This window comes from Bacillus cereus group sp. N24 (assembly GCF_016483345.1).
GTDB lineage: Bacteria > Bacillota > Bacilli > Bacillales > Bacillaceae_G > Bacillus_A > Bacillus_A toyonensis.
Window position 1 is genome coordinate 39,592 of sequence record NZ_JAEHCA010000026.1, and the last position, 24,053, is coordinate 63,644.

A 24,053-nucleotide genomic window follows, 5' to 3' on the forward strand; every position below is an offset into this window, starting at 1 on the left:
TACTTTAGTAAATTTTTATTTGCTAAAGTATTTTTTTATTTGTTACTACAAAATGTGATTCAAGTCCTCTTTTTATCTTAGGAAAATTTTTATAATACATTTGTTGTTAAGAGATAAAAATGAGGAGGAATTAAAAAACATGAATAGAGAAATTAAGCTAGCTGAAGATATATATTGGGTAGGGAAAATTGATAATAGGGAAGTACCGTTTCATCGTTTAATCTTAGCAAAAGGAACAACTTATAATGCGTATCTTATAAAAACTGAAAAACCAACAGTGATTGATACAGTTGATATAGAGTTTGGAAGGGAATTTGTAGAATATTTAAGTGAATTAATTGATCCACAAGAAATTCAATATATTGTAGTAAACCATACAGAACCTGATCATTCAGGTGGATTGGCGGCATTAGCATCAAGAGCTACAAATGCTACAATCGTATGCACAGAAATTGCAGTACCTGAGTTGCAGGAAATGTATAAATTACATCATAGAAACTTTTTAGTTGTAAAAGATGGAGATACATTAGATATCGGTGGGAAAACATTGAAATTTAAAGAAACTCCATATCTTCATACAGAAGAAACAATGATTACGTATTGCATAGAGGATAAAATTTTATTCCCATGTGATATCTTTAGTACGCACGTAGCGAATAATGAAATTTTTAGCGATGAAGCGAATGTAGATATTACAGAAGATTTTATTGGCTACTATAATGCAATTATTCATCCGCATAGAAGATACGTTAGGACGTTAATAAAGGCATTAGGAGATTTAGATGTAAAAATGATTGCTCCATCTCATGGGTACATTTTACGCCAAGATGTCCAAAAATATATCGATTTATATGCAGAGATGAGTAAAGATACAACACAAGGAAAAAAAGTAACCATTGTATATACAACCATTAAAAATAACACGAAAAAAATCGCGAATATCATTAAAGAAACATTCGAAGCAGATAATATTAAAGTAGCAGTATTTAATGCTGATAAATCGGATAAAGCTAAGATTCTAGAGAGTATTCAAGGAGCAGATGCAGTTTTCATCGGATCGTCAACTAAATACGCAGATATGATTGGAAATTTAGAAGAAATTTTAATAGAAATGAAGGGAATGAACTTGGAAGGGAAAATCGCAGCAGCATTCGGGTCATACGGTTGGAGTGGTGAAGCAATTGAGGTAGTACAAGATTACCTAAATGAAACAAATATGAATGTACAAAGTACATCAAATGTTATTAAGTCTACAGGTATGACTCATGTTGAATTTCCTATTCGTATAAGGTTCTCTCCAAAGAATGAAGAAAAAACACAACAAATCAAACATGCAACAACGTTTGTTACGGATTTATTACTAAGCTCTATTTAATAGAGGAACGTAGGTGAAAATATGGGAAAGAATTTTGTAATTATAGGAAGTGGAGTAGCCGCTGTAAATGCTGCAAAGACAATTAGGGATCAGGACAAGGATTCAAATATATTCATTTTTGGTGAAGAATCATCCTTACCCTATAACAGAATTAAACTATCAAAAGAGCTATATTCGGATTTACACAGCGAAAAAGTTTTAATTAAAAAAGAAAAATGGTACCAAAATAATAATATATCGGTTTTCACAAATACAAAGGTAGTAAAAATTGATACAAAGCAGCAATATATTGTTACATCAAATAAAAAGAAAGTTTCTTATTATAAACTATTAATTTGCACAGGTGCAAATAATAGAAGGCTACCAGTAGATGGAATAAATAAAAAAAATGTCTTTACTATTAGAGACATGCAGGAAGCAGATAACTTTAAATCATGTTTAGAAGATAAAAAGCATGTTGTAAACATTGGTGGAGGCGTACAGGGATTAGAAACAGCTTGGTCTATGATGAAAGCTGGTAAACAAGTAACCATTGTAGAAGTTGCCGCTACATTAATGGGAAGACAATTAGATGAAAAAGTTTCTCTTCTATTAAAACAAAACATTGAAAATGCTGGAGTAAAAGTATATTTAAATACGACTATTGATTCCATTCTTGGAGAAGAAGTAGTAACTGGAATGAAAGTGAATGGTGAACAACTAATAGATTGTGATAGTGTTGTTTATTCAATTGGGGTTACTCCTAACATTTCTTTAGTAAACAATACTCCTATTCATGTAAATAGAGGTATTGTTGTCAATGAGAAGATGGAAACGAATGTGGGATCTGTATATGCTGCTGGAGATGTAGCAGAAGTAAACGGTGAAGTTGGTGGATTATGGGGACGGGCAATGGATCAAGGGAAAATTGCAGGAAGTAATATGGTTTCTAATCCCGCAATTTATAAGGAAGCAATTCCAACTACTATCTTTAATGCGTTCGATGTATCTTTATTCTCAATTGGATTCGTTGATGAAAAACAATGTGATACAACTATCGTTGAAGAAGATGGTAAAGAGAAATATACAAGATTATTTATCAAAAATAATAAAATAATAGGTGTCATCTCATTAGAAGGAGTTGCTGCATCTATCCCTTATAAGTCTGCCATTGAAAAGCAAGTAGTATTAGAAGAGAGTGATATAAAAAATACGAATATAAGTGAAATAATGAGCAAGGTAAAAGAGAAATTAAAATCTTAATATGATAATAGAAAGAGGGCATTATAATGAAAAAATATATTTGTTTACCATGCGGCTATATTTATGATCCAGAAATTGGAGATCTGGATGAGGATATAGAACCGGGAACAAGTTTTGAAGATTTACCGGAAGACTGGGTGTGTCCAGTATGTGGAGAAGATACTGAGCAATTTGCACCAGTAGAGGAATAGCAAAAGAAAAAGTAACGAGAAGCTTATATAATTTCTCGTTACTTTTTATATGAAAAGAATTTTTTGATGTGATTTGGCTCACTAGTGCGGCCCTTAGGAAGAGATATAATAATTTAAATACTATTGTTCAAAATTTAGCGAAAAAAGAAAGGGGAGGTGAGGAAATATGCAAAAGAGTGTGGTACTACCTTGTCCGAGAAAGGTACTAATCTTTAATTCCTTATCTGATGAAGAAATTTCTAAAGTAGCCACAATGACAAGACATAAAAGGTTTATAAAAGGTCAATTATTAATTCAAGAGGGAGAAAGATCTGACACTTTATTTATTATTAATCAGGGACGAGTAAAATTATCTAAATTAAATTTACAAGGAAAAGAACAAATTACTGCTCTAGTGAAAACTATGGCAGATGGAAACACTGGAGGTTAATCTCTATAATAAAAAACTAACAGGAGCAGGGAGGAATTCTTGCTCTATTTTTGGTTCTGGTATAAAGATAAAATATAGCACATGTATTACTAGTGGGATTCTATTTATACTATAAATACAAAAAAATGATGAAGTAGAAGCTATGCATATGATTAGAAAAGGACACACTTACATTCAATGTTCCAGTGAAAAAATTCAAGCCATACTTTTCGATTAAAATAGAGGGATTCTAAAAGTCGGAATATAAAAATACCTTAAACGGCACTGAACCCAAAATCTGAGGAATAAATCCCCCTCTTTTTAGGCTACAAGTTTTCTATACCCAACAAGAGATTTGTATCCCAGTTTTTGTTGAATGCGAGTCTTATTGTATCTTTTAATATGTTTTCCAACTATATCAATTACAATGTTTGTGGAGTTGTGATACTCCTTAGCGGAGAATACTTCACATTTTAGCAAGGAATGAAAGTATTCTATTGGAGCGTCATCTGCAGGTGTTCCTTTACGGGACATACTTCGGATAATACTTTTTGTCGCATTCTTTGTAATGGTCATACAAGGTGTAAACTGAACCTTGGTTGCTTTGTAGAAGGGCCCATTTAGGTAAATTCAATCGATTCAATGTGTCAATTAAGAGCGAGGTATTTTGAGTACCACTGGTTGAGAAAGCAACGATTCACCGTTAAATAAATCCATGATTGAGGACAAATACAATCTCTTTTCACCAAACGTTAGATAGGTAATATCCGTTGTTAATTTAGTTAGCGGGAAGGCTGACTAAAAGCTTCCATCTAGGACATTTCATGTCTTGAAGAATACATTTCCTGAACGATTCTCTTTTGTAATCTTGATATGGCAGTTTCAGTTTCTCCGCTGCATCATCCTTTGAACCTTTTTATGGTTAATTACCAGTTATTTTCCCAATAAAGCAATAATTTTTTGCCAATAATAAATTTCTCCAGTAACTAGTTGAACTTTACATAGATGCGAGAAAGAATAGATTGATTCAATCAAGTGTAAACTCGTTTTACTTTTCTTTGGTTCATTGGATTAATCAATAAAATTCCCATTTGATTTGAAAGAATAGAATTAAATTTTGCTTCCATACCCGAATTAATAGGATTAAGTATTACGTGTTCTTCATTTTTTTGAAGATTTTTATCATAGAAAAATAGTGTTTTCATTCGAACTCCTTTCTTAATTTTAAAATATCAATGTAGTAAGGGATATACACCTAAAATTTGTTTTGATGCAAAGTATTTTATTTTGTTGTGATTTGAAGAATATTTCTAGTGTCGCTTTTAAATAAAGTCATGGTGTTTATAATGTAAAGTGACAAAAAAGTTATTTGATTTACAATAAAGTCGTTTCAAAAAATGTGAGTCATTCTGTTCAATAATCGGGCCATTTAATGGAATTAAGGAGGAGATTATTCAAAGAGAAATCGAAGTTAATTTAGAGTTATGATATTTTTCTCGATAATCTAGAGTAACTATGTTATGTAAGGAAGGCACTAATATAAGTCTTGGAAATATAAAAAATTGAAAGTTGTACAAGAAAGGTTTAAAAGCGTTCAAGGCATTAGGATAGTTGTGAATAAATAATTATGAAACAAAGTAAGTTAGAGCTTGTAAAGGAGCTGAGAAGATGACAATTAGTGCAGAGAGGAAGTATTCCAGATTGATGAGGTTGCGTAGAATCTGCGGTTATGGTGCCGCAATATCAGTAGCACCTTACCTGCTGATCAAAATTATATGGACTTTTGGTCTCTTCCTTCCAACCGAGCAAATGGGTGACGCTAGTTGGCGCATTATAAACGCAGTAACCGCCGTTCTCGCTGCAATTGGTATCTTTCTTGCAATGGCGTTTTGCAGGCCGTGGGGGGAGCGGTTACCTGCGTGGTTGGTTGCTCTACCCATTTGGGTTGGTACTGGTTTACTCGTTCCCATGCTGTTGATTGCACCGTTTCTGGGCCCTGCAGCTATGATACGGGATCAAGAAGCAGGTGCCGCCGACTTCTGGGTATACGAGCAGATTTTCGTCATGATCTCACTTTTCGGGGTCGGCATCTTCCTGCCGCTTGCATTGGCGGGGTATGCAATGGCACGTTGGCCAGAGGCGCTGAGTGGTACAACTGACTACAAGGAGTTGCCGGGGAATACTTTACAACTGCAGATCATCTTGGCTAGGATCGTCGCGGCCGGCTGTATTCTGCTCGGTGTCATCAAGGTGTTTTGGGCGGTAGGCGGCTCTTTCGGCATTGATCCAGCAACCATGGGGGAACGCGATGTATGGTGGCACTTGCTGTCATTGAGCACAGGCGTGTGGTCCTTTGCTGGTGCGTGGGGCATACTGGTGGTAGTATCCAGAAGCAGTAGGTCAAGGTGGTTTCTACCCCCTATGGCAGCGGCATGGATTTCATCGGGAGCGTTGTTTTCCAACAACCTCTATTCCGCCTTATCTTCAGTTCGACTCGATGCGCCACCTTCCCCAGAGTACCCATTGGCATGGTTGTTAACCACACAGACCGGCATCGTCTTAGGTGTAATAATGGGGATGATTATCCTGCTGGTGTTGCACGACCGCCGTCGATCTCTTCGAGATGAGTCCAACTGCAGTTGATTACATAGAACCGCGGACTATTGTTGTGCAAGGGCGCATTTCGCGTGATGAAAAGGTAGTGTACTTTACAATCGAAGATTTTCGAGAGTCAAAATAATTAGTGGTTTATTCGATTAAAGGGTGCGATTTTTTGAGAAAACATGGGTAGAAAAATGATTAAACTTTTTTATAAAAAATTATTTATTAGCAACAAATACTCCAAGCATTTTAATCAAACTTTATTACAAACCAACAGCATTCACGGCAAACTTATGGGTTAATAATTAATCCAAGGCAAAGATACGCTTCTTTTAGCGGCAACTTTATGGGGAGAGTCACATTTGTTACATTATTTGATAGAAGCATCTTAACTACATAAAAATAATATGACAAAAATTAACCTTTTCCATGGTATAACGAAAATCCTATCACTCTTGTTATTCTAGTGATAGGATTTTTATTTGTTTCTCACTTTATAGGGTAACTTCCAACAGGTAAGATGTTTTGTACCTCTGAATTTGTACCAACTAGGAATTACAAATATCGCCTTAACCAGTTAGCTGAGGTGAAATGGATTAAATACGAAGTAATTAAGTAAGGGGAAACTCAACAAAATCTTTATTATATATCAAAACTCCCGGTTTCCCGGGAGTCGTGGTATAACAGCTCAATATTTTTTGAGTGCAAGATAATTATAGGATATTAAGGTATTCAAAACAAGCGAAACGCCTTGTAGTGATTAGAAACGAAACAGAATCGTTATTTAGTCATAAAAAAGAACACTGTTTAACAGTGTTCAATATGTAACACGAATCTTATGAGGGTGAATAGAATCGGTGGATTCAGTTCTTAGTACAGTATATATAATTCTTTCGAAAAAAATGCTTATTAATGAAAAAAGAGCACATATATAACGTGCTCTTGGACAAGAAAGGTAGATTCCTATGAGTGGAGGGTTTCTCCATACACTAACATATGCTTGTCCAGTTAAAAGGTGAAAAGTTTTTAATAAAAATGCTATTTGAAACGATGTGGAAGATACCATATATACCCCAGAATAGCTAAGAAAATAATTCCAAGTGTAATTAATAAATATTTAAGAATCATGAGTATTATGTTCATCGACTATAATCTAGGTGCAAGCTTCCGAAAATGTCCATAAAAATTATCTAGTAGATCTAAATAGTCAAATTATGTTGGTCTGGCTAGTTCTTCAGCCTGTTCCACTGATTGTATAAATTGTGCCCATGAAATGATAGATTGTAAAGGTTCAAATGGGTCTTGTTCTGACTCTTTTGCTTCAATTAAGATCTTTCCAACTTTTACGTATAAACGAATTTTTTCATTAATCGCTTTTCCATCCCTTTGAAAATGATCCTTATGTTTCTTTTCTCTACGATTCAACATTCTCCCTATTAGCTTCTCAAGCAGCTCTATTCCTTAATCCGTTAAAAAAGCATATATATGAATGAGAAAAGCCATAAAGATGGCGTGTCGTTTACGTTCGTGAAACCTATATAAATGTTGGTTAGAATAACGTGATCCTTCACGTGCCATCTGTAGCAATTTATCAATTTAGCCAAGAAGACTCTTTCCTCAAGGAGCGTGAAGAACGTAGTCCAGCGAGTAGGTGGGAGATGAATTGGCTTCGAACAAGAGATGACAGGAAGTCATCTTAATTGTTCGAAATATGTAAAGTGTTACCGGACAATTTGTCATAATCACTTCACTATCAAACGAATGTATGTTTGGTGTATAATAGACATATATCGAAATGGAGGTGAAACGAAGGATGATCAATAAAGCGTATAAATTTCGTATCTATCCAAATAAAGCACAAGCGATCCTGATCAATAAAACGATTGGTTGTTCTCGTTTTGTATTCAATCACTTCCTATCTCTATGGGATAATACATACAAAGAAACAGGAAAAGGTTTGACATATGGTACATGCTCTGCCAAACTACCTGCCATGAAGAAAGAGTTTGTTTGGCTAAAAGAAGTGGATAGTATTGCGATTCAGTCGTCTGTTCGCAACCTTGCGGATGCCTATACACGCTTTTTCAAAAAACAAAACAGCGCCCCGCGCTTTAAATCTAAGAAAAACAACGTACAATCTTATACCACAAAACAAACGAATGAAAACATTGCTGTTATAGAAAACAAAATTAAATTGCCAAAACTAGGGCTTGTTCGATTTGCCAAAAGTCGTGAAGTAAAGGGACGTATTGTAAATGCTACAGTTAGACGGAACCCTTCTGGCAGATACTTTGTGTCATTGTTAGTTGAAACAGAAGTGCAAGAACTTCCGAAAACAAATTCTTACATTGGAATGGATGTGGGACTAAAAGATTTCGCCATTTTGTCAGATGGAACAACCTATAAAAATCCGAAGTTTTTTCGATCATTAGAAGAGAAGTTGGCAAAAGCACAGCGTGTTCTTTCTAGAAGAATGAAAGGATCTTCTCGCTGGAATAAACAACGAGTAAAAGTAGCTAGAATTCATGAATACATGACGAATGCTAGAAAAGATTACTTAAACAAAGTCTCAACTGAAATCATCAAAAACCACGATGTTATTGGTATAGAGGATTTGCAAGTATCGAATATGTTAAAGAATCATAAGTTAGCAAAAGCAATTAGTGAGGTATCATGGTCACAGTTTCGAACTATGTTGGAATATAAGGCAAAATGGTACGGCAAACAAGTCATTGTCGTATCGAAAACATTTGCTTCAAGCCAATTATGTTCTTGTTGTGGGTATCAAAATAAAGACGTTAAGAATCTAAATCTTCGTGAATGGGATTGTCCTGAGTGCAATAGTCATCACGACAGAGATATTAACGCAAGTATCAATCTTAAAAATGAAGCTTTAAGGCTTCTAACTGCAGGAACTACGGGGATAGCCTAATGAATTAGAAGCCACTAGGCTTCTGTACTTAGGAATCTCCCACTTCAAACAGTCCGTAAGGACGTTAAGTGGTGAGTAGTTCAATCTGAGGCACTTCTCTACCGTTATCTAAGGGTAAATTAAATTTTATTCGATCCATAATCTTGTGAAAATTTTAAACAGAAACAACACCTGAAGGTTGTCGAAGCCATGATAAATATGAAAACTTGTATCCTTTTCCTACACTTAATAATTTGTTTAGTTGTTTATATTGAGAAGAAGTAAGGTTTTTTGTTAATTGTTTGAAAATCTTTCTATGTGCTCGTTCATGTACAGCCCATACTACATGTCCAACTGCGTATATGGCTGGTAGAATGATGTTTCTGTTCCTCATTTTTGAAAAATAAGAGACTCTACTAAAAGGTGCCCTTGATCTGTTTTTATTGCCATCGAGAGAAGCCAACGTGCTAACTCTCGATATTCTTTTAAAGTAAATGTCCGAAATCCTAATGTACTTCTGATTTTCCTCAAATATTCTCGACGAGTTGTATCACGTCCACGTGCATAGTTTTCTATAGATGAAAGTAAAATCCTTAATTGTTTAGCAATCGTATGTACAATAAAACCTGGAATTTTTTCGTTTGCAGCTAGCGCCCTCTCAGGAAAACATAAGTAAGCAATTTGTATGGCAAAACCTAATCGATTTGCTGTACCACGTTGTTTATTTGTAATTTGCAATTCTTCATCAGATATTGTACAATAATGCGAAATTTTTCTCGTCCTTATGCTCAGGAACTCCGTAAAAATATTCCCTTTGTTCTGTGGTGAGAAACTCTCTCGTTTTCAACTTCCCATTTCCCTTCGTATAAGTGTAGTATTTAATATAGGAATGATTTAATATTTTGGGAACTAAATATGATAAAATGTAATTAGTTAACTGTTACATATGCAACTATCGTCTTATGCTGAAGGGATTTCCGTTAGATTTTTTAATTTCATTCCCCTAAACATTTGTTGAGGGAAATAAAATTATGTGCAAACAAAAAGAAAAGTGAGAGCTCCTGTATCTCACTTTTCTTTTACACAAGGGATTTAATGACAGATTATATATATATTATACAATAAATATATATATAATCTGTCATTCTACTATTTTCTCAATACCGGTTTTAATACTGGTACATTATATTTATTGTCATATATTTACTATATACTTTATGGACTTTAAATCATACATACTGATGTTTTGGGTTGTAATTAGACTAAGTGGTTTTGAAGGGGGTGTTGATAGAATGGTATTTACAGATTTAGAATGCTCTTCACAACAGGGGGTTCTCACTGATCTTCGAGGGATCGTTCGGATGCGTTTGTTGAGCAAGTAATTGTCTATCTAGAAAAAAGCGTTTTTTTCAGAAGTGGATCTTTCTACTGTTGAGCTAGCAGAGCTATTGCAAAAGATAGAGCACTCTATGCAGAGAAGAAAATCTACCTTAAGACAGCGGAACTATTTTAACGGTTTACTAGATGATTTACGCTTGCTAGAGGATATTCCAAGGGGATTATTTATGTATGAAAAAGAGATTGTTGTAATCGGAGCATCTGAAGAAACAGCAAAAAGAGGAAAAACTTTAAACTCCGGTCTCTACGCAGCAGATTAAAGTATTAAAAATTGCTTGGAGGAAAATATTTGGACGGGAATTAGAAGTACCAGAAAATATAAAACAGAAAGAACTAAATGAGTTATTTAGTAAAATACATCTGAAGCAATGTAAGATACAAAGGGGACATAGGGAGCTTCTTTGGGAATAATATAGTTATAAAAATATAAGCATTTGAAGGGGCCCTTGTGTATCTAAGACATTGGCGGAACAAATAGATGATGTTAGGATGAAGAAAATGCTCACCAAAAAAGGAGAAGTGAATATGCCAAAAGCTTTTTATATGAATATTAATGATTACGAGAGACCTGCAGATATATTGCGGATGCTTGGACATCCTATGCGTTTGATGATAGTTCGAGAATTAATTTCGAAAGGTCCATTAAATGTATCTGATTTACAGAAGTTACTACGTGTTCCACAATCTACAATGTCACAGCAGTTAATAAAGTTAAAACAGTTTAAGATGGTTTCCTATGAGCGAAAAGGAAATGAGGTTTATTATATAGTGAGTGACGAAAAAGTGATTGAGAGTATGAAGGAAATAGAATGTTTGCAACAGTGGACGTAAGAAGTTATAGAAACCCTCTCAATTTGTAGAAATAACAAGTGTCCAATTTATGGAGTTACTTGGGCTGAAGAAAAATACTTTCTACAAAATACTAAAAGAATACGAAAAACACTTATAAATAATAGAATTCGAATTTTAGGAGTTTATATTTTATTGAAAATATAGCGTTATCTCAAATATTATTTTTAGGAGAGATAAAAATAAAGAAAAGATGCTTTAAAGCGTCTTTTCTTTAGGTACATAAGAAGTTTATTGTTAATCTTATCATGAGTTAACAATAAATCCTAATGCAATAATACATATTGTTGAGTTCAATATGTATTAAACTAACATCCAATGTAGCATATAAATGTATCAAAAAAGTGAACAAAATCGTTACTTGAATAGAGTGAGCCCTTTTACCTCAAGTAAGGGGATCGGATAGAGTATAAAATGTCGTATTTTAAGTCATAAACCTATAGGAGTTTCTATGTTAGTTCAACACTTAATCCGATAGTAGAAAACTGAATAAAAACTCCATTTGAATAGAGCAACTGTCCTTGCGGGTAAACAAGGGCAGTTTAAAAGGAACAAATGGTTATCTTTGGTGTAATCCGATAGGAGTACTATAACAGAATAACACATCTGTATATAAAACTAAACAAAAATGCTATTAGTAATCAGCAAAGGAAGTTCAATATGATGTACAGGGACGAATGAAGTACCATCCTAATTACAAGAAGCCGTACACAATGAGGAATTTACCCTACATATGTAAGTATTATGAATTCAGAAAGATGAAGAGGATTGCCTTATCTTTAGGAAAAATGGAAAGTTAGGCATTTAATGGATACTCTTCGGAAGCATGGAATATTTGAAAAATATAAAGAAATGAAGAGATGAATGATGATTGTAGAAGCGAAGGTGAAATTTGAATTAGAAAATGAACAAAAATTACAATTTTAAAATGTAAAAAAACAAGGAGAACAAGAAGCGTGTTACATTTTAGAAGAATGGGTAATGAAAAAAAATAATTTATCTGAATTTACGGAGGTAGATTACAAGGATAAAGAATTACATTTCATTTAATACGAAGGAGTTGTTAAGTGGGTGGATCAGTTATCTATGTTTGATATGAATGAAACGAAAATTAAGCTGTTTGAGATCTTGGAAGCTAATGGCTACCATCATGAGAATAAGAGTTATTACTTACACAATGATTACATCGATGGGGCTAAGTACTTTCACATTAGAACAACTGACGACACAATTATCAATATGTGTTTAAGTTAGTTTATTGAAATGTTTGTAGTGTACGATGGATTCAGAAGATATAGCAAAGATTACTTTAAATGATTGTGGGCATACAGCCCACATATAGTAGTGACTAAATATTTATTTTAAATCCAACTTATTTAAAGTAAACATCCCAATAGATAAAATGGTTGCGCCTAATGCAAAACCTAGCCAATCTCTTCATTCTAATGTATTTAAAGGTGTATCTGTTAGATCCATAAGTAAGAAGATAGTAAATATTAATAACCGGAATGCTAAGCACTCCAAAAATGTTTGTAAAGATTTAATCAATTTCTTTCTGAATTTGTTCATATAGCTAATTTATCAAAAGTTTTTGGGTAAGCCAAATCGAAATTTATCTCCCACCTACTGCTGGGTTAGCGCTCTTCACGCAATTGAGGAAGGAGAATTCTTTCGGTATATTCGTTAAAAGAAAATATTCTACTAGCATATAGAAATATAAAGCATAATACTAGCTCTAGAACTGAAGGAATAGATGGTATCACAATTGACCATTACAAAATGGAATGATTCAATTTAATCAGTATCATAAGAGTATAGCAAATAACATTGAAGCAACAAATGAGAATATGGTCAAAAAAACGTGAATTTTTAAGGGTTTAATGGATATCCTCACCATGCAGAGTGGATGGTGAGGATACTCGCTATGCACGTTTTTCATATTGAACAATGAGGTAGTAAAATTTCACGTACCCGATGTGAAGATAAAAACTGAAATTCAAAAATAGAGGAATTTCAGTTGAAGCAATTAGCATTATTTCTGGAAATCAGTAGAGAGGAATACAAACGTATTCAAAAGGAAGTCGCAAAGGTGTTATTTGGGTATAGGGATGGCACTATATCGCTATCAAGCTAAGTTCATACAACGTCACTTATAGCGGAAGGTATTTTTCTAGAGGATACATCTAGGGATTTTAAGGGTTTGCATACAAAATAAAACCTAACGGATTGCAGTTTTCTGAATTAAACTGCTTGATTCTCAGACATGTGACAATTGTAAACGACATCTAATATATCAAAGACTATTTTCTTCTCATATCGGTGAGATTTTCTCTCGTTTTGCTGTAGGCGGTTGAATAGGCAAATGAGATGCTTTGATTTTTCATAAGAAGTAATTGCCGCATTTGAAACATAGTAGAAGAACAGAGTAGAATGGTGATTAGTTATCCATACAAATGGCATTGTAATCTCTCTTGTTTTATCTTTTTACACTTGTGAATAGTATTTAAAAGAAATACAGGACTTTCATCAAGTCAATTCCGCGATTGCCAAATTGGAAATACTGTAAACCAAGAATTTGACTAAATTCACGTTCTTTAACAATAGATAGAATGAATTAACAAGATTGCTTTGTACTTTTCATATTTTTTGAAAATCCTTACATTAAGGGAGTGTTCAAAATACACCAAAAGAGACAATTATATAATTTGTGTAAGATTATTCTAGGGCCGTTCACTATTCTTGAATAAACTTTAGATTTTCAAACGACTTTATTGATATATTTTTGAGTACTGTGAAGTATCTTATATCAAAAATTAAGCAACTATATTTTAACCCTGTCCTAAATTTAGAACGGGGTTATGCTTTTTTTAGGTTTTAAAATTAACTAACTTTATTTTCTTTTTATAGGACTAGGTAAAGCTGCATATTATTTTCAAATGATTGAACGTAAAGAACGATTATTTATTTACAAAAATTGTGATGAGTACAAGGAACATCACAAAGAAATGGAAGTGGACGGATTTAAAATTAAGCGGAATATGAGGAAATCTACAAAAGCTACACGATTTATACGGTGACAGTGAAGTCCATGAAAGTGAGGACCTTTATGGAAGGAAAGGAATGTATTTTTATCGTGTCGGATATTACAGGAAGCGCTTAGTTAAAAAGAGTTGGGTATTATAAAATCCTTATTATATATCAAGATTCCTAGTTTCTGGGAGTCGCGGTATAGCAACTCAATATTTTTTTGAGTGCAACATGATTATAAGATATTAAATTATTCAAAATAAATGAAACGTCTTATAGTAATTAGATACTAAATAAAATCTTTATTTGAACGAAGGGAATAGGGGCTATTTTAAAAACTCCTTCCCAATATAAAAGGACAGGAGTTTAATGGAAATGGAGTTTAATTTATTTGCCGAGTGTATATATGTATTTATTCGACAAATATATAATAACACAATTTCTCATGAAAACGCTATATTGTATGTAAATGTAAGAGCACTTCTGTAATGACTATTCACTCTAAAAAGAAATGCAGCAATATATCATATGAAGTTATGTTGGTTTAGGTGTATTTGGTCTAAAAGCTGCATTTTGGACAACAAAGCAGCTAGCTGAAGTAGCTAACTGCTTGGCTCCTAATGTAAGATGCTACGCTTATCGAAAAGAAATGGATCCTAAGATGAAAATTGGTTTGGTATTAGAAGCTTATATCTAGTATTAGCGGGCTATTGAGTTTTATTCAGGGAGGGAGATGAAAGCAAGATATTTCGAATACAGGGTTTCTTATACTTTGGAAGTAGCAAAGGAAATGATAATGGGAGCCTTATTTTGAGATTTAACAGAAGAATAAATGGCTTGAAACAGTCGTACCAAAGCCAGAGGAACCGCAACCAGAAGAACCGTCAGAGTTAGAAAAACTTAAAAAGAAACTGGAACTAATGCAGCAAGCTATGGATGAAATGATTATAAATAATCCAGGACAAGAGGGGTTTGAAGTGTTAATTGAACAACAAACACTGATTCAAAAGGCTTCAGATGAATTAATCATTTCTAGTATTCATTAAAAAGGAGTGGATCCAAAATGGCAGAATACATGGCACAACGAGTAATCGATGAAGTTTTGATAAAAGAATAGTTTTATGAACAAAAAATATTATCTGATTCTATAGGTAGATAATTATATATTGATTTTCATATTTATAAATGTTAGTGTAAATATATACCGTTTCTTATTTTCATATTTATATTCAATGTCTGTAGAATAAGTGAAAAATCCCCTTGTGCACTCATATGCAGAAGGGGATTTTAATATTTATGAGATTTAAAATTTACTTTTAGATAATGCTTTAAGTACTGGATTTGCAATTAAGCCTATTAAACGAAAGTCTTGAACTACCCCCACTTTCACTTCGTTTAGAAGTGGGGGATTCCTAAGTAAAGAGTTCTATCGAACTCTAATTGATTAGGCTAACCCCGCAGTCCTTGCGGTTAGAAGTCTTACCGCTTCATTCTTTAGATTGATACTTGCGTTAATATCCCTATCATGGTGTGTACGACAAGAAGGACAGTCCCATTTACGTAGGTTTAGATTTTTAACGTCTTTATTTTGATACCCACAACAAGAACATAATTGGCTGGAAGCAAATGTTTTCGATACGATAATGACTTGTTTGCCATACCATTTTGCTTTATATTCCAACATGGTTCGTAATTGTGACCATGATACCTCACTAATCGCTTTTGCTAACTTATGATTCTTTAACATATTCGATACTTGCAAATCCTCTATCCCAATAACATCGTGGTTTTTGATGATTTCAGTTGAGATTTTGTCCAAGTAATCTTTTCTAGCATTTGCCATGTATTCATGAATTCTAGCTACTTTTACTCGTTGTTTATTCCAGCGAGAAGATCCTCTCGTTCTTCTAGAAAGAACACGCTGTGCTTTTGCCAACTTCTCTTCTAATGATTGAAAAAACTTCGGATTTTTATAGGTTGTTCCATTTGACAAAATGGCGAAATCTATTAGTCCCACATCCATTCCAATGTAAGAAGTTGTATTTACTGCAATCGAGCGAAAGATATTTTTCTGTTTATATGAAAATAGGGATAGAATTTTAACGAAAGAACATTTCTTTGATTATTTATGGCAACTTGAAGATAGAAATCAAAATATCGTGAATGTACACATAAAAAAGATAAGAACAAAAATCAATGATACATCGGGCGCATCTATTGAAAAGATATAAAAGGATCATACATATTAAGATGACTAATATGTATGATCCTTTATTTGTTATTCACGCAAAATAACACTTAAAATAAGCGCAAATTAACGCCTAAAGTGACAGTCTTTTTGAGATGTGCCCTTTTTAGAACCAAAAATGAACGTTTTTGGTTCTTGTTTAACATTTTAAAATTTGTATTGAAAATTCGAAGTCCTAGAAGTATCATATACATATTCAAACATTTGAAGATGTATATGATACTTCTTCAAATTAAGGATAGTAATGGAGGTATTCAAATGGGAAACGAAATGCAACAATTTAAAGCTGATTTCTTTAAAGCCTTAGCACATCCTTTGCGAATAGGTATTCTAGAATTATTGTCAGAGGGTGAAAAAAGTGTAAATGAAATTCAGAGCATTCTTAATAAGGAAGGTTCTGCTGTTTCTCAACAGTTAAGTGTATTACGTGCTAAAAATATTGTTGTTGGTACCAAAGATGGAAAAAGAGTCTTATATTCTCTTCGGGATCCTATGATTATGAATTTACTAGTAGTTGCACGGAAGATTTTTAACAACCATTTAATCGATACAATTTCAATGTTAGAAGAGCTGGATGAAACAGAAAGTGAAACCATGATTAAGGAGGGATAGGGTGAGCATTGAAGTTAAAAAAGAAGACATCATTCAACATGGGATTGAAGTATTTCGCTCAATAGGAGCTCATCATGTTTGTAATGTTTGTATTAAAAGTGGGCATTCTTGTTGTTTTTCATGCCAGCATCTACAGGATGGAGTTGGATGTCAAAAGAGAAATACAGCTTGCACAGCTTGGTTATGCGGGATTCAAAGTTTTTTATTTGATCAAATAGGGTTACTGGACGAATGGAATCATTTCTGGAGTGGAATTCCAGGACAAATGTTCCGTAGAGATCGTACTCCAGATAACGTAAAAATTAAATCTTTTATAGATATGAAAAATCTAGATAGTCGAGGTGGTTTACTTTTAGTAGAAAGGTTAAATTCCTATATGCAAGAAGGTGGAGATATAGGTAAATTAGAACGTCATTTAAGTAAAACATATAACCAATATTAGGATAATCCTCTCGTGTAAAGAGATAAAAAGCGTCTGTATAAGAGTATGAGAAATGCATTTGTAATTCGAATTTATCAAAAGAAAATATTCTTTCAGCATAAGTAAGACTTATTAAAAATAGAAAAGAAGGGTTTGTAATGAAAGGGTTATTTACGGGAAGGTTTGAAGGATATTCATTGGGACATTTTCAAAAGGATCTTCTTTCTGGAATGATTGTTGGAGTTGTCGCGATTCCACTTGCTATGTCCTTTGCTATAGCTTCTGGCGTTAAGCCGGAGTATGGGATTTATACAACATGTATTGCCGGGATACTCATTTCACTATTTGGTGGTTCGAAGTATCAAATTGGAGGGCCTACAGGTGCTTTTGTTCCAATTCTTTTAGGAATTGTCATTACTTATGGGTATGAAAATTTACTACTTGCTGGTTTATTAGCTGGAGTTATCTTATGCCTTATGGGAATCTTCAAACTTGGATCTTTAATTAAGTTTATTCCACGACCTGTAACAATTGGCTTTACGTCAGGTATTGCTGTTATTATATTCACTGGACAAATTGCTAGTTTTTTAGGTTTAACAGGTATTAAAAAACATGAGGACTTTATAGCAAACTTGAAGGAAATATTTACTCATATCGGTACCACTAATTTTTATAGTGTATTAACTGCTTTGATTTGCCTTTTTGTTATACTCATAACACCAAAGATTTTGCCAAAAGTACCAGGTTCATTAATGGGAGTTGTTATTTCAACTATAATTGCAACTGTATTTTTCTCAGGTCATGTACCTACTATTGGTACAGCATATGGTACGATTCCAAATACACTTCCTCAGTTTGATATACCAGAAATCACATTAGAGCGTATCAAACAGTTAATTGGTCCTGCACTTGTTATTGCCATGTTGGGTGGAATTGAATCTCTCTTATCCGCCGTCGTGGCAGATGGTATGACCAATAGTAAACATAACAGTAACAAAGAGCTTATTGGTCAGGGAATTGCCAATATTGTTACTCCGTTATTTGGAGGTATTCCGGCAACTGGAGCAATTGCTCGTACAGCAACCAATATTAAGAGTGGAGCGGTATCCCCAATTTCGGGTGTTATTCATGGGGGATTTGTGTTATTTACACTTCTACTATTAGCTCCATACGCTTCGCATATTCCACTTGCTAGTATGGCTCCTATTTTAATGGTAGTAGCTTGGAACATGAGTGAGCAAAAACATTTTTATCACATACTTAAAATGAAGACAGGAGATTCTCTTGTCTTACTGGTAACATTTACACTCACTGTATTTACCAGTTTGACAACAGCTGTGGAGATCGGTCTTATTTTAGCTATTATTTTGTTTACAAAACGTATGAGTAATATGCTTGTCATATCTAAAGTGCTTCCTGATCATACAAAAAAGAATGAAAAATTGTTACCACATGTGGTAAATAAGGCTCATGATTGCCCGCAAATTAGTATTTACACAATAGAAGGGCCATTATTTTTTGGGGCTGCTCAAACATTTGAACAAAATATTTTAGCGACCATTCACTATAAACCTAAAGTTTTAATTTTGCGTATGGGAAAGGTTCCTTTTATTGATACCACAGGAGAGTCTTACTTTAGGAATATCGTTCAACATTTTAAAAAACAAGGTGGCGTACTTCTTATTTCAGGAATTCAATCAGAGCTAAAAGTAACTCTAGATAAGAATGGATTGTATGCTGAGATTGGGGAAGAAAACTTTTTTGATCATACCGGAGAAGCCATTAACTGTGCTTTAGGACATTTGAATACAAAAAAATGTATAGGGTGTAAGCATTTCGCTTTTCATGAATGTACCGGGCTTTCTCAGCAATCTCAGGGAGTGAATACAATGAAGAATAAGGAAAATGCATTAGATTTTTAAAAAATTCACTTCACATGCAAAGTATGTTTGATTTGATCTACTCTTTTAATCATTTTATTAAAAATAGAGAAGGAGAAAGTTTGATTTGGAGAATGCGGAGAAGATTTTTACAAGGTGTGAACAAGAAGGTTTTTCATACATCCAACAAATGATTATCAAACAGCAAGAAGAGAACATCTTCCTTACATTTAAACGAAAAACGGATTATACAAACAGTATCCTTTCAAAGGATGATAAAAAGAATTATAAAAAAAATGTCTCGTTTTTTTCTCATGTTTCTGGTGGTGTAATTATATGGGGAGTAGCTTCGAGTAAAAACAAAGATGGTGTTAACATAGCTAAAAAAATCCAACCTATCTTTAATGGAAAATCATTTTTAAGTAATTTAAATTGTTTATTACCAAAAGATTTTATTGCTATAAACCCGGATGTTAAAAACATATATATTCCTTTTCCTAAAGAAACAAATAACGGATTTGTAATCACATATGTTCCGGGGAACAACTATCTGCTAAGCCTTAATAACTATTATACAAAGACCAGGGGTAACTTTGTAATGATGATGGGACAGACTTTTTTAAATGATGTATTAAAAAATAGAAGCCTATGAAGAAATTTATTATAAATCATGGATATAGAGGAGAATAAATAATGTCTGAATTTAAAGATCAAGTGTTAAATGTGTTAGAAGAAGTATGTGAAAATGATATCGTAAAAGAGAACCCAGATGTGCAATTATTTGAAGAAGGAATCCTAGATTCTTTTGCTACAGTATCCTTATTAGTAGAATTTCAAGAACGTTTAAACATCGAAGTGTCTATTTCTGACTTTGACCGTGATGAATGGGCGACACCGAACATGATCATTAAGAAATTGGAAGATATGCGATAAAGATAGCTGCTTGAGACACAGATAAGAAAATCTTCTTAAATTTTAACTTCGTAATTGTTATTCTTACGAAGTTGTAAAAATACTTATTAGAATGAATGATAACGAGCGGAGGAAATGAAAATATGTCAAATTTACCCAATTGCCCAAAATGTAGTTCAGAGTACACTTACGAAGATGGAAATCTTTTTGTTTGCCCAGAATGTGCTCATGAGTGGACTTTAGAATCAGAAACTGAAAATAGTGAGGATACAAAAGTTATTAAAGATGCCAATGGAAATGTCTTAAACGATGGTGATTCTGTAACAGTAATCAAAGATCTTAAAGTAAAAGGAACTTCATCAGTCGTAAAAATAGGTACAAAGGTAAAAAGTATTCGTTTAGTTGATGGGGATCATGATATTGATTGTAAAATTGATGGTTTTGGAGCTATGAAATTAAAATCTGAATTTGTTAAAAAAGTATAAATATAATTTTAATATAACAGAACAGAACTAGTTTGATTCAATTGTTTAAAGTGAATGAATATACAACATTTTCAAGATAGAAATGAAACAACTTTTATAATAAAAAAACCTCATGTTGATTTAGAATAAATTTTGATTAAAAAATAGCTACAAACATTGATTATATAACAAAAAGAAACGCTCAATTTGAAAAAAGATTGAGCGTTTTGTATTTCAGCTAGATATAAGTTTTAATAAAAAGATTGATTATTTTCAGATTCAAATTATTAAACCCAAGCTACCAGTTGTATATAAAGCTACTTTTATACAACTGGTAGCTTTTTTAAATGGATTTCACCATCTTTATATTCGTAATTTCATAATCCAACTTTTCATATAATCCACGTGTAACTTTGTTATGCCCAAAAACGTGAAGACCAATTTTGGTCATTCCTAATTCTTTGGCAATGATTTCAGTTTCTTTCATTGCTTACCATACCCTTGTCCTTGGTGTGGCTCATAGATTGCAAAATCATAAATAAATCCTTCATCTGGATTTGTAGTTGATGTTTGTGCAATCTAAATCATTCCGATTAGTTGATGGTCTTGAAAAATAGAGTACAAGTAATTAAGTTCAGATCTCTCATCTTTAGGTAACAGTTTAGAAAATTCTTTCTTAGATAGATCGATTGCTTCATCTTTACTCCAATTTCCTGAAGTAACTTTGTCTTTTGCAAAGGCCTCAACCGCAATAGAAATATATTGTTGAAATTCTTCTTTATTCATCGGTTTTAATGTAATCACTTAATTCCCTCCTACAATAACATTATTGAACCCGTTTATATAAACCAAAAGTTCCAATGTAGGATACTCCTAGCAGTTGAAACAAGCCTAACCATCTGGAATTGTCGTTATTGTATGATAATTCTAAAAATATATCAAATAGGTGAAGCATCACGACTTTATTCAAAACACCGCATCCTTTTTATAAACATTGTGACTTAAATTCAAATCAATACCTCATTCATGATAAGTATTCTTGAATGAGGGGTTTCTATTTTTTTGAACTTATCTCAACTGGATTTTTAAAAAATGATGCGTGGATATGCTGGAAATATAAGAAATAAAATTCCTTAACGTGGGAAAACCGGCTTCCTTAATCCAAAATTTCTTTTAGCGTATAATATCCACGTTTTGTCGGCGGAACCCCACACATAACTGTTGGTATTTCTTTTTAACTAGGTTTTAATAAATGATCACTCATTGTATAATAAGGAGGCGAAAAAGAAAGAAAATTAACCCTTTTTAAAATATTCCGTCATATAGAGGGTTGGCAAAACGAAGAATCGTTATAAAAATGAACAGTTTTTCATTTATGTATCACAGTCCAAACGTGCGCAGTTAAATGTTGATCCTGTCAACTATCGGTACAGGACGACTGTATTGCTTTACAATGTTCAGTGATAATACGAAAGTGAGAGAGTTAAAAAATAAGTTCAAACTATGGAAGGCGATGTTAGAACGGTTCTATTATTGAATCTAAAAAAAAGACAATATAAATTTGGGAAATGCATAAAATTTTAGAGAAAAGCGCGATATTTGCACTTTTTTCACCGTAGAAATATCGAGCGCGTGTTCGGTACTGAAAAAGAAATGGGGGAAAATCATGACTAAAACAGTTATTTTAAGTGCTGCTAGAACACCGATAGGAAAGTTGGGAGGAGCTTTAAAAGATGTGAAGGCAACGGAACTTGGAGGAATCGCAATTAAGGCTGCACTTGAACGAGGGAATGTCTCAGCAGGAGACATTGAGGAAGTTATATTTGGAACGGTTATTCAAGGTGGACAGGGACAAATCCCATCGCGACAAGCTGCAAGGGCAGCAGGAATTCCGTGGAAAGTGCAGACTGAAACTGTAAATAAAGTTTGTGCATCTGGTCTTCGTGCTGTAACTTTAGCAGATCAAATTATTCGTACTGGCGATAAAACGCTTATTGTAGCGGGTGGAATGGAATCAATGAGTAATGGTCCTTACGTCTTACAAGTCGCACGCTGGGGATACAGAATGGGCAATAACGAAGTGGTTGATTTAAACATAGCAGATGGTCTAACATGTGCCTTTTCTAGTGTACACATGGGTGTTTACGGGGGAGAAGTTGCGAAGGAAGATGGAATTTCTCGCGAAGCGCAAGATAAATGGTCATACCGTAGCCATCAACGCGCTGTTATAGCACAGAAAGAAGGGCGTTTTGAAGAAGAGATTATGCCTGTAGTTGTACCGCGAAGAAAAGGGAATCCGGTTGTTATCACAAAGGATGAGTCACCACGTGAAGATACAACAATCGAAAAATTAATGAAGCTAAAACCTGTATTTGATAAAACAGCGACAATAACAGCTGGGAATTCTCCAGGGTTAAATGACGGCGGGGCGGCACTTGTGCTAATGAGTGAGGATAGAGCGTGGCAAGAAGGAAGACAACCAATAGCGACGATTTTAGCACATACAGCGATTGCAGTAGAATCGAAAAATTTCCCGAGAACACCAGGTTATGCAATTAATGAACTTTTGAAGAAAACAGGGAAAACTATAGAAGAAATTGACTTATTTGAGATTAATGAAGCCTTCGCAGCGGTAGCAATTGCAAGTGCAGAAATTGCAGGAATTAATCCAGAAAAGGTTAATGTAAATGGTGGTGCAGTAGCGATGGGACATCCAATTGGAGCGGGCGGCGCTCGTATTATCGTTACTCTTATTCATGCGTTAAAACAGCGTGGTGGAGGAATTGGTATTGCTTCTATTTGCAGCGGCGGCGGTCAAGGTGACGCGATTATGATTGAAGTTTAACGATTATAGGTACTTAGATAAAGAGGTGCAAAAGGTCAATTGTAGGAAATATAGACAATGTTATGTTCTACTAATTCTTTATTCAATAGTTATTAATTAGAATGTTTTGTATGCTGCTAAAAATAGAGATTTCCTCATGTTCAAAATTTATGCCTTTTGTTACAATCTTTATAAAAATTTTTTTGGGGTATTTTCACATATATTTAACAAAAAAGAGAGGGGGAAATTTATATTCGTTTTAGCACTGTTTAATATATAAGGAGGACTTTAAATAAAAAGTACAGGTATCGTTCGAAAAGTAGATGAATTAGGACGAATTGTTATTCCAAGAGAATTATGTAAAAGTATAGATATTCTTAATAAAGCCCCCTTAGAATTTTATACGGATCGGGATTATATTATTTTAAAAAAACATGAACCTAATAGGGCTTGTAATATTACTGGAGAAATAATCGACCATATAAATGGCACTCCAATCGTTCTGGCTTTATCTTTTTACAATGATGAATTTGAAACCAAGATTTCCATATTTTAAATAACAGCTCGATTTGCCAACGCAGTGAATATAGATCATAAATTTTCTCTTTTGGCACCCATTCCGTAGGAATGTTTGTCATATATACCGTAATACCTTGTAAAAGTTTTGTACGCTCTGTATATGTAATTCC

17 protein-coding genes and 10 pseudogenes are annotated in these 24,053 nt (G+C 33.6%); 19 read left to right on the forward strand and 8 right to left on the reverse strand.

Translation table 11 applies throughout. From position 1 onward, the window contains the following. The first annotated feature begins 139 nt into the window (after positions 1 to 139). From JDS95_RS25165 to JDS95_RS25180, 4 genes are all read left to right on the forward strand, one after another. Positions 140 to 1,375, forward strand: a complete 1,236-nt coding sequence (locus tag JDS95_RS25165; protein ID WP_001078345.1) for an FprA family A-type flavoprotein — start codon at positions 140 to 142, stop codon at positions 1,373 to 1,375. A gap of 21 nt (positions 1,376 to 1,396) precedes the next feature. Continuing rightward, positions 1,397 to 2,617, forward strand: coding sequence for an NAD(P)/FAD-dependent oxidoreductase (locus JDS95_RS25170; protein ID WP_000517620.1), 1,221 nt, complete (start codon positions 1,397 to 1,399; stop codon positions 2,615 to 2,617). 26 nt (positions 2,618 to 2,643) lie between these two features. Further along, entirely contained in the window at positions 2,644 to 2,808 is a 165-nt protein-coding gene (rd, locus tag JDS95_RS25175) for a rubredoxin (RefSeq protein ID WP_000759861.1), read from the forward strand. Positions 2,809 to 2,974: 166 nt separating this feature from the next. Beyond that, positions 2,975 to 3,238 carry a cyclic nucleotide-binding domain-containing protein gene (locus JDS95_RS25180; RefSeq protein WP_002046143.1) on the forward strand — a complete coding sequence of 88 codons (264 nt, stop codon included), beginning with the start codon at positions 2,975 to 2,977 and terminating at the stop codon, positions 3,236 to 3,238. A gap of 1,010 nt (positions 3,239 to 4,248) precedes the next feature. Here the strand turns inward: JDS95_RS25180 and JDS95_RS25185 are convergent. Then, positions 4,249 to 4,422 (reverse strand): hypothetical protein, encoded by a 174-nt coding sequence (locus JDS95_RS25185; protein ID WP_002046142.1) that lies wholly within the window; start codon positions 4,420 to 4,422, stop codon positions 4,249 to 4,251. A 463-nt stretch (positions 4,423 to 4,885) separates the two neighbouring features. On the opposite strand from JDS95_RS25185, the gene JDS95_RS25190 reads away from it, so the two are divergent. Further along, positions 4,886 to 5,860 carry a DUF1700 domain-containing protein gene (locus tag JDS95_RS25190; protein ID WP_000155612.1) on the forward strand — a complete coding sequence of 325 codons (975 nt, stop codon included), beginning with the start codon at positions 4,886 to 4,888 and terminating at the stop codon, positions 5,858 to 5,860. Between the two features lie 1,107 nt (positions 5,861 to 6,967). Here JDS95_RS25190 and JDS95_RS25195 read toward each other — a convergent pair. Further along, positions 6,968 to 7,411, reverse strand: a pseudogene (locus JDS95_RS25195) (Tn3 family transposase); the annotation flags it as partial. Between the two features lie 220 nt (positions 7,412 to 7,631). On the opposite strand from JDS95_RS25195, the gene tnpB reads away from it, so the two are divergent. After that, positions 7,632 to 8,750: an IS200/IS605 family element RNA-guided endonuclease TnpB gene (tnpB, locus tag JDS95_RS25200; RefSeq protein WP_199690856.1), complete on the forward strand. Its 1,119-nt coding sequence runs from the start codon at positions 7,632 to 7,634 to the stop codon at positions 8,748 to 8,750. Between the two features lie 73 nt (positions 8,751 to 8,823). On the opposite strand, the pseudogene JDS95_RS31910 reads toward tnpB, so the two are convergent. Then, a pseudogene (locus tag JDS95_RS31910) lies at positions 8,824 to 9,576 on the reverse strand (DUF4158 domain-containing protein); the annotation flags it as partial. A gap of 445 nt (positions 9,577 to 10,021) precedes the next feature. Here JDS95_RS31910 and JDS95_RS31915 point away from each other — a divergent pair. The 3 genes and pseudogenes from JDS95_RS31915 to JDS95_RS31280 all read left to right on the forward strand — a co-directional run. Next, positions 10,022 to 10,538, forward strand: a pseudogene (locus JDS95_RS31915) (hypothetical protein). A 114-nt stretch (positions 10,539 to 10,652) separates the two neighbouring features. Further along, on the forward strand, positions 10,653 to 10,958 hold the full coding sequence (locus JDS95_RS25215; RefSeq protein WP_033661399.1) for an ArsR/SmtB family transcription factor: 306 nt from the start codon (positions 10,653 to 10,655) through the stop codon (positions 10,956 to 10,958). Between the two features lie 28 nt (positions 10,959 to 10,986). Beyond that, a pseudogene (locus tag JDS95_RS31280) lies at positions 10,987 to 11,076 on the forward strand (recombinase family protein); the annotation flags it as partial. 1,256 nt (positions 11,077 to 12,332) lie between these two features. Here the strand turns inward: JDS95_RS31280 and JDS95_RS31285 are convergent. Then, positions 12,333 to 12,545, reverse strand: a pseudogene (locus JDS95_RS31285) (hypothetical protein). 672 nt (positions 12,546 to 13,217) lie between these two features. Further along, positions 13,218 to 13,474 (reverse strand): annotated as a pseudogene (locus JDS95_RS25220) (IS4 family transposase); the annotation flags it as partial. A 1,449-nt stretch (positions 13,475 to 14,923) separates the two neighbouring features. Between JDS95_RS25220 and JDS95_RS31610 the strand changes: the two are divergent. Continuing rightward, complete coding sequence (locus JDS95_RS31610) at positions 14,924 to 15,049, forward strand: hypothetical protein (RefSeq protein WP_002046237.1); 126 nt, start codon at positions 14,924 to 14,926, stop codon at positions 15,047 to 15,049. A gap of 398 nt (positions 15,050 to 15,447) precedes the next feature. On the opposite strand, the pseudogene JDS95_RS25225 reads toward JDS95_RS31610, so the two are convergent. Then, positions 15,448 to 16,044: pseudogene (locus tag JDS95_RS25225) on the reverse strand (RNA-guided endonuclease TnpB family protein); the annotation flags it as partial. On the opposite strand from JDS95_RS25225, the pseudogene ybdJ reads away from it, so the two are divergent. The 7 genes and pseudogenes from ybdJ to JDS95_RS25260 all read left to right on the forward strand — a co-directional run. Then, a pseudogene (gene ybdJ, locus JDS95_RS25230) lies at positions 16,037 to 16,234 on the forward strand (two-component system response regulator YbdJ); the annotation flags it as partial. The pseudogenes JDS95_RS25225 and ybdJ overlap by 8 nt on opposite strands. A 275-nt stretch (positions 16,235 to 16,509) precedes the next feature. Next, positions 16,510 to 16,863 carry an ArsR/SmtB family transcription factor gene (locus tag JDS95_RS25235; RefSeq protein ID WP_000526190.1) on the forward strand — a complete coding sequence of 118 codons (354 nt, stop codon included), beginning with the start codon at positions 16,510 to 16,512 and terminating at the stop codon, positions 16,861 to 16,863. 1 nt (position 16,864) lies between these two features. Further along, the gene (locus tag JDS95_RS25240; RefSeq protein WP_000021464.1) at positions 16,865 to 17,305 is read left to right on the forward strand and encodes a hypothetical protein; all 441 of its coding nucleotides are present in this window, start codon (positions 16,865 to 16,867) and stop codon (positions 17,303 to 17,305) included. Between the two features lie 137 nt (positions 17,306 to 17,442). After that, complete coding sequence (locus JDS95_RS25245) at positions 17,443 to 19,206, forward strand: SulP family inorganic anion transporter (RefSeq protein WP_000677205.1); 1,764 nt, start codon at positions 17,443 to 17,445, stop codon at positions 19,204 to 19,206. 85 nt (positions 19,207 to 19,291) lie between these two features. Then, positions 19,292 to 19,816: a hypothetical protein gene (locus JDS95_RS25250; RefSeq protein WP_000426346.1), complete on the forward strand. Its 525-nt coding sequence runs from the start codon at positions 19,292 to 19,294 to the stop codon at positions 19,814 to 19,816. A gap of 41 nt (positions 19,817 to 19,857) precedes the next feature. After that, complete coding sequence (gene dltC / locus JDS95_RS25255) at positions 19,858 to 20,097, forward strand: D-alanine--poly(phosphoribitol) ligase subunit DltC (protein ID WP_001288603.1); 240 nt, start codon at positions 19,858 to 19,860, stop codon at positions 20,095 to 20,097. 122 nt (positions 20,098 to 20,219) lie between these two features. Further along, the gene (locus tag JDS95_RS25260) at positions 20,220 to 20,561 is read left to right on the forward strand and encodes a zinc ribbon domain-containing protein YjdM (RefSeq protein ID WP_000067665.1); all 342 of its coding nucleotides are present in this window, start codon (positions 20,220 to 20,222) and stop codon (positions 20,559 to 20,561) included. 322 nt (positions 20,562 to 20,883) lie between these two features. On the opposite strand, the pseudogene JDS95_RS31290 reads toward JDS95_RS25260, so the two are convergent. After that, positions 20,884 to 21,344: pseudogene (locus JDS95_RS31290) on the reverse strand (GNAT family N-acetyltransferase). An 862-nt stretch (positions 21,345 to 22,206) separates the two neighbouring features. Here JDS95_RS31290 and JDS95_RS25270 point away from each other — a divergent pair. Together JDS95_RS25270 and JDS95_RS31295 are read left to right on the forward strand one after the other, a co-directional pair. Beyond that, positions 22,207 to 23,385 carry an acetyl-CoA C-acetyltransferase gene (locus tag JDS95_RS25270; RefSeq protein WP_000169480.1) on the forward strand — a complete coding sequence of 393 codons (1,179 nt, stop codon included), beginning with the start codon at positions 22,207 to 22,209 and terminating at the stop codon, positions 23,383 to 23,385. A 271-nt stretch (positions 23,386 to 23,656) separates the two neighbouring features. Further along, complete coding sequence (locus JDS95_RS31295) at positions 23,657 to 23,920, forward strand: AbrB/MazE/SpoVT family DNA-binding domain-containing protein (RefSeq protein WP_097826070.1); 264 nt, start codon at positions 23,657 to 23,659, stop codon at positions 23,918 to 23,920. Here JDS95_RS31295 and JDS95_RS25275 read toward each other — a convergent pair. Further along, a pseudogene (locus JDS95_RS25275) lies at positions 23,835 to 24,053 on the reverse strand (transposase); the annotation flags it as partial. The gene JDS95_RS31295 and the pseudogene JDS95_RS25275 overlap by 86 nt on opposite strands.

Coding starts and splice junctions, on each gene's coding strand:
- JDS95_RS25165 (WP_001078345.1), top strand. CDS start 140: ATGAATAGAGAAATTAAGCTAGCTGAAGATATATATTGGGTAGGGAAA.
- JDS95_RS25170 (WP_000517620.1), top strand. CDS start 1,397: ATGGGAAAGAATTTTGTAATTATAGGAAGTGGAGTAGCCGCTGTAAAT.
- rd (WP_000759861.1), top strand. CDS start 2,644: ATGAAAAAATATATTTGTTTACCATGCGGCTATATTTATGATCCAGAA.
- JDS95_RS25180 (WP_002046143.1), top strand. CDS start 2,975: ATGCAAAAGAGTGTGGTACTACCTTGTCCGAGAAAGGTACTAATCTTT.
- JDS95_RS25185 (WP_002046142.1), bottom strand. CDS start 4,422: ATGAAAACACTATTTTTCTATGATAAAAATCTTCAAAAAAATGAAGAA.
- JDS95_RS25190 (WP_000155612.1), top strand. CDS start 4,886: ATGACAATTAGTGCAGAGAGGAAGTATTCCAGATTGATGAGGTTGCGT.
- tnpB (WP_199690856.1), top strand. CDS start 7,632: ATGATCAATAAAGCGTATAAATTTCGTATCTATCCAAATAAAGCACAA.
- JDS95_RS25215 (WP_033661399.1), top strand. CDS start 10,653: ATGCCAAAAGCTTTTTATATGAATATTAATGATTACGAGAGACCTGCA.
- JDS95_RS31610 (WP_002046237.1), top strand. CDS start 14,924: ATGCAGCAAGCTATGGATGAAATGATTATAAATAATCCAGGACAAGAG.
- JDS95_RS25235 (WP_000526190.1), top strand. CDS start 16,510: ATGGGAAACGAAATGCAACAATTTAAAGCTGATTTCTTTAAAGCCTTA.
- JDS95_RS25245 (WP_000677205.1), top strand. CDS start 17,443: ATGAAAGGGTTATTTACGGGAAGGTTTGAAGGATATTCATTGGGACAT.
- dltC (WP_001288603.1), top strand. CDS start 19,858: ATGTCTGAATTTAAAGATCAAGTGTTAAATGTGTTAGAAGAAGTATGT.
- JDS95_RS25260 (WP_000067665.1), top strand. CDS start 20,220: ATGTCAAATTTACCCAATTGCCCAAAATGTAGTTCAGAGTACACTTAC.
- JDS95_RS25270 (WP_000169480.1), top strand. CDS start 22,207: ATGACTAAAACAGTTATTTTAAGTGCTGCTAGAACACCGATAGGAAAG.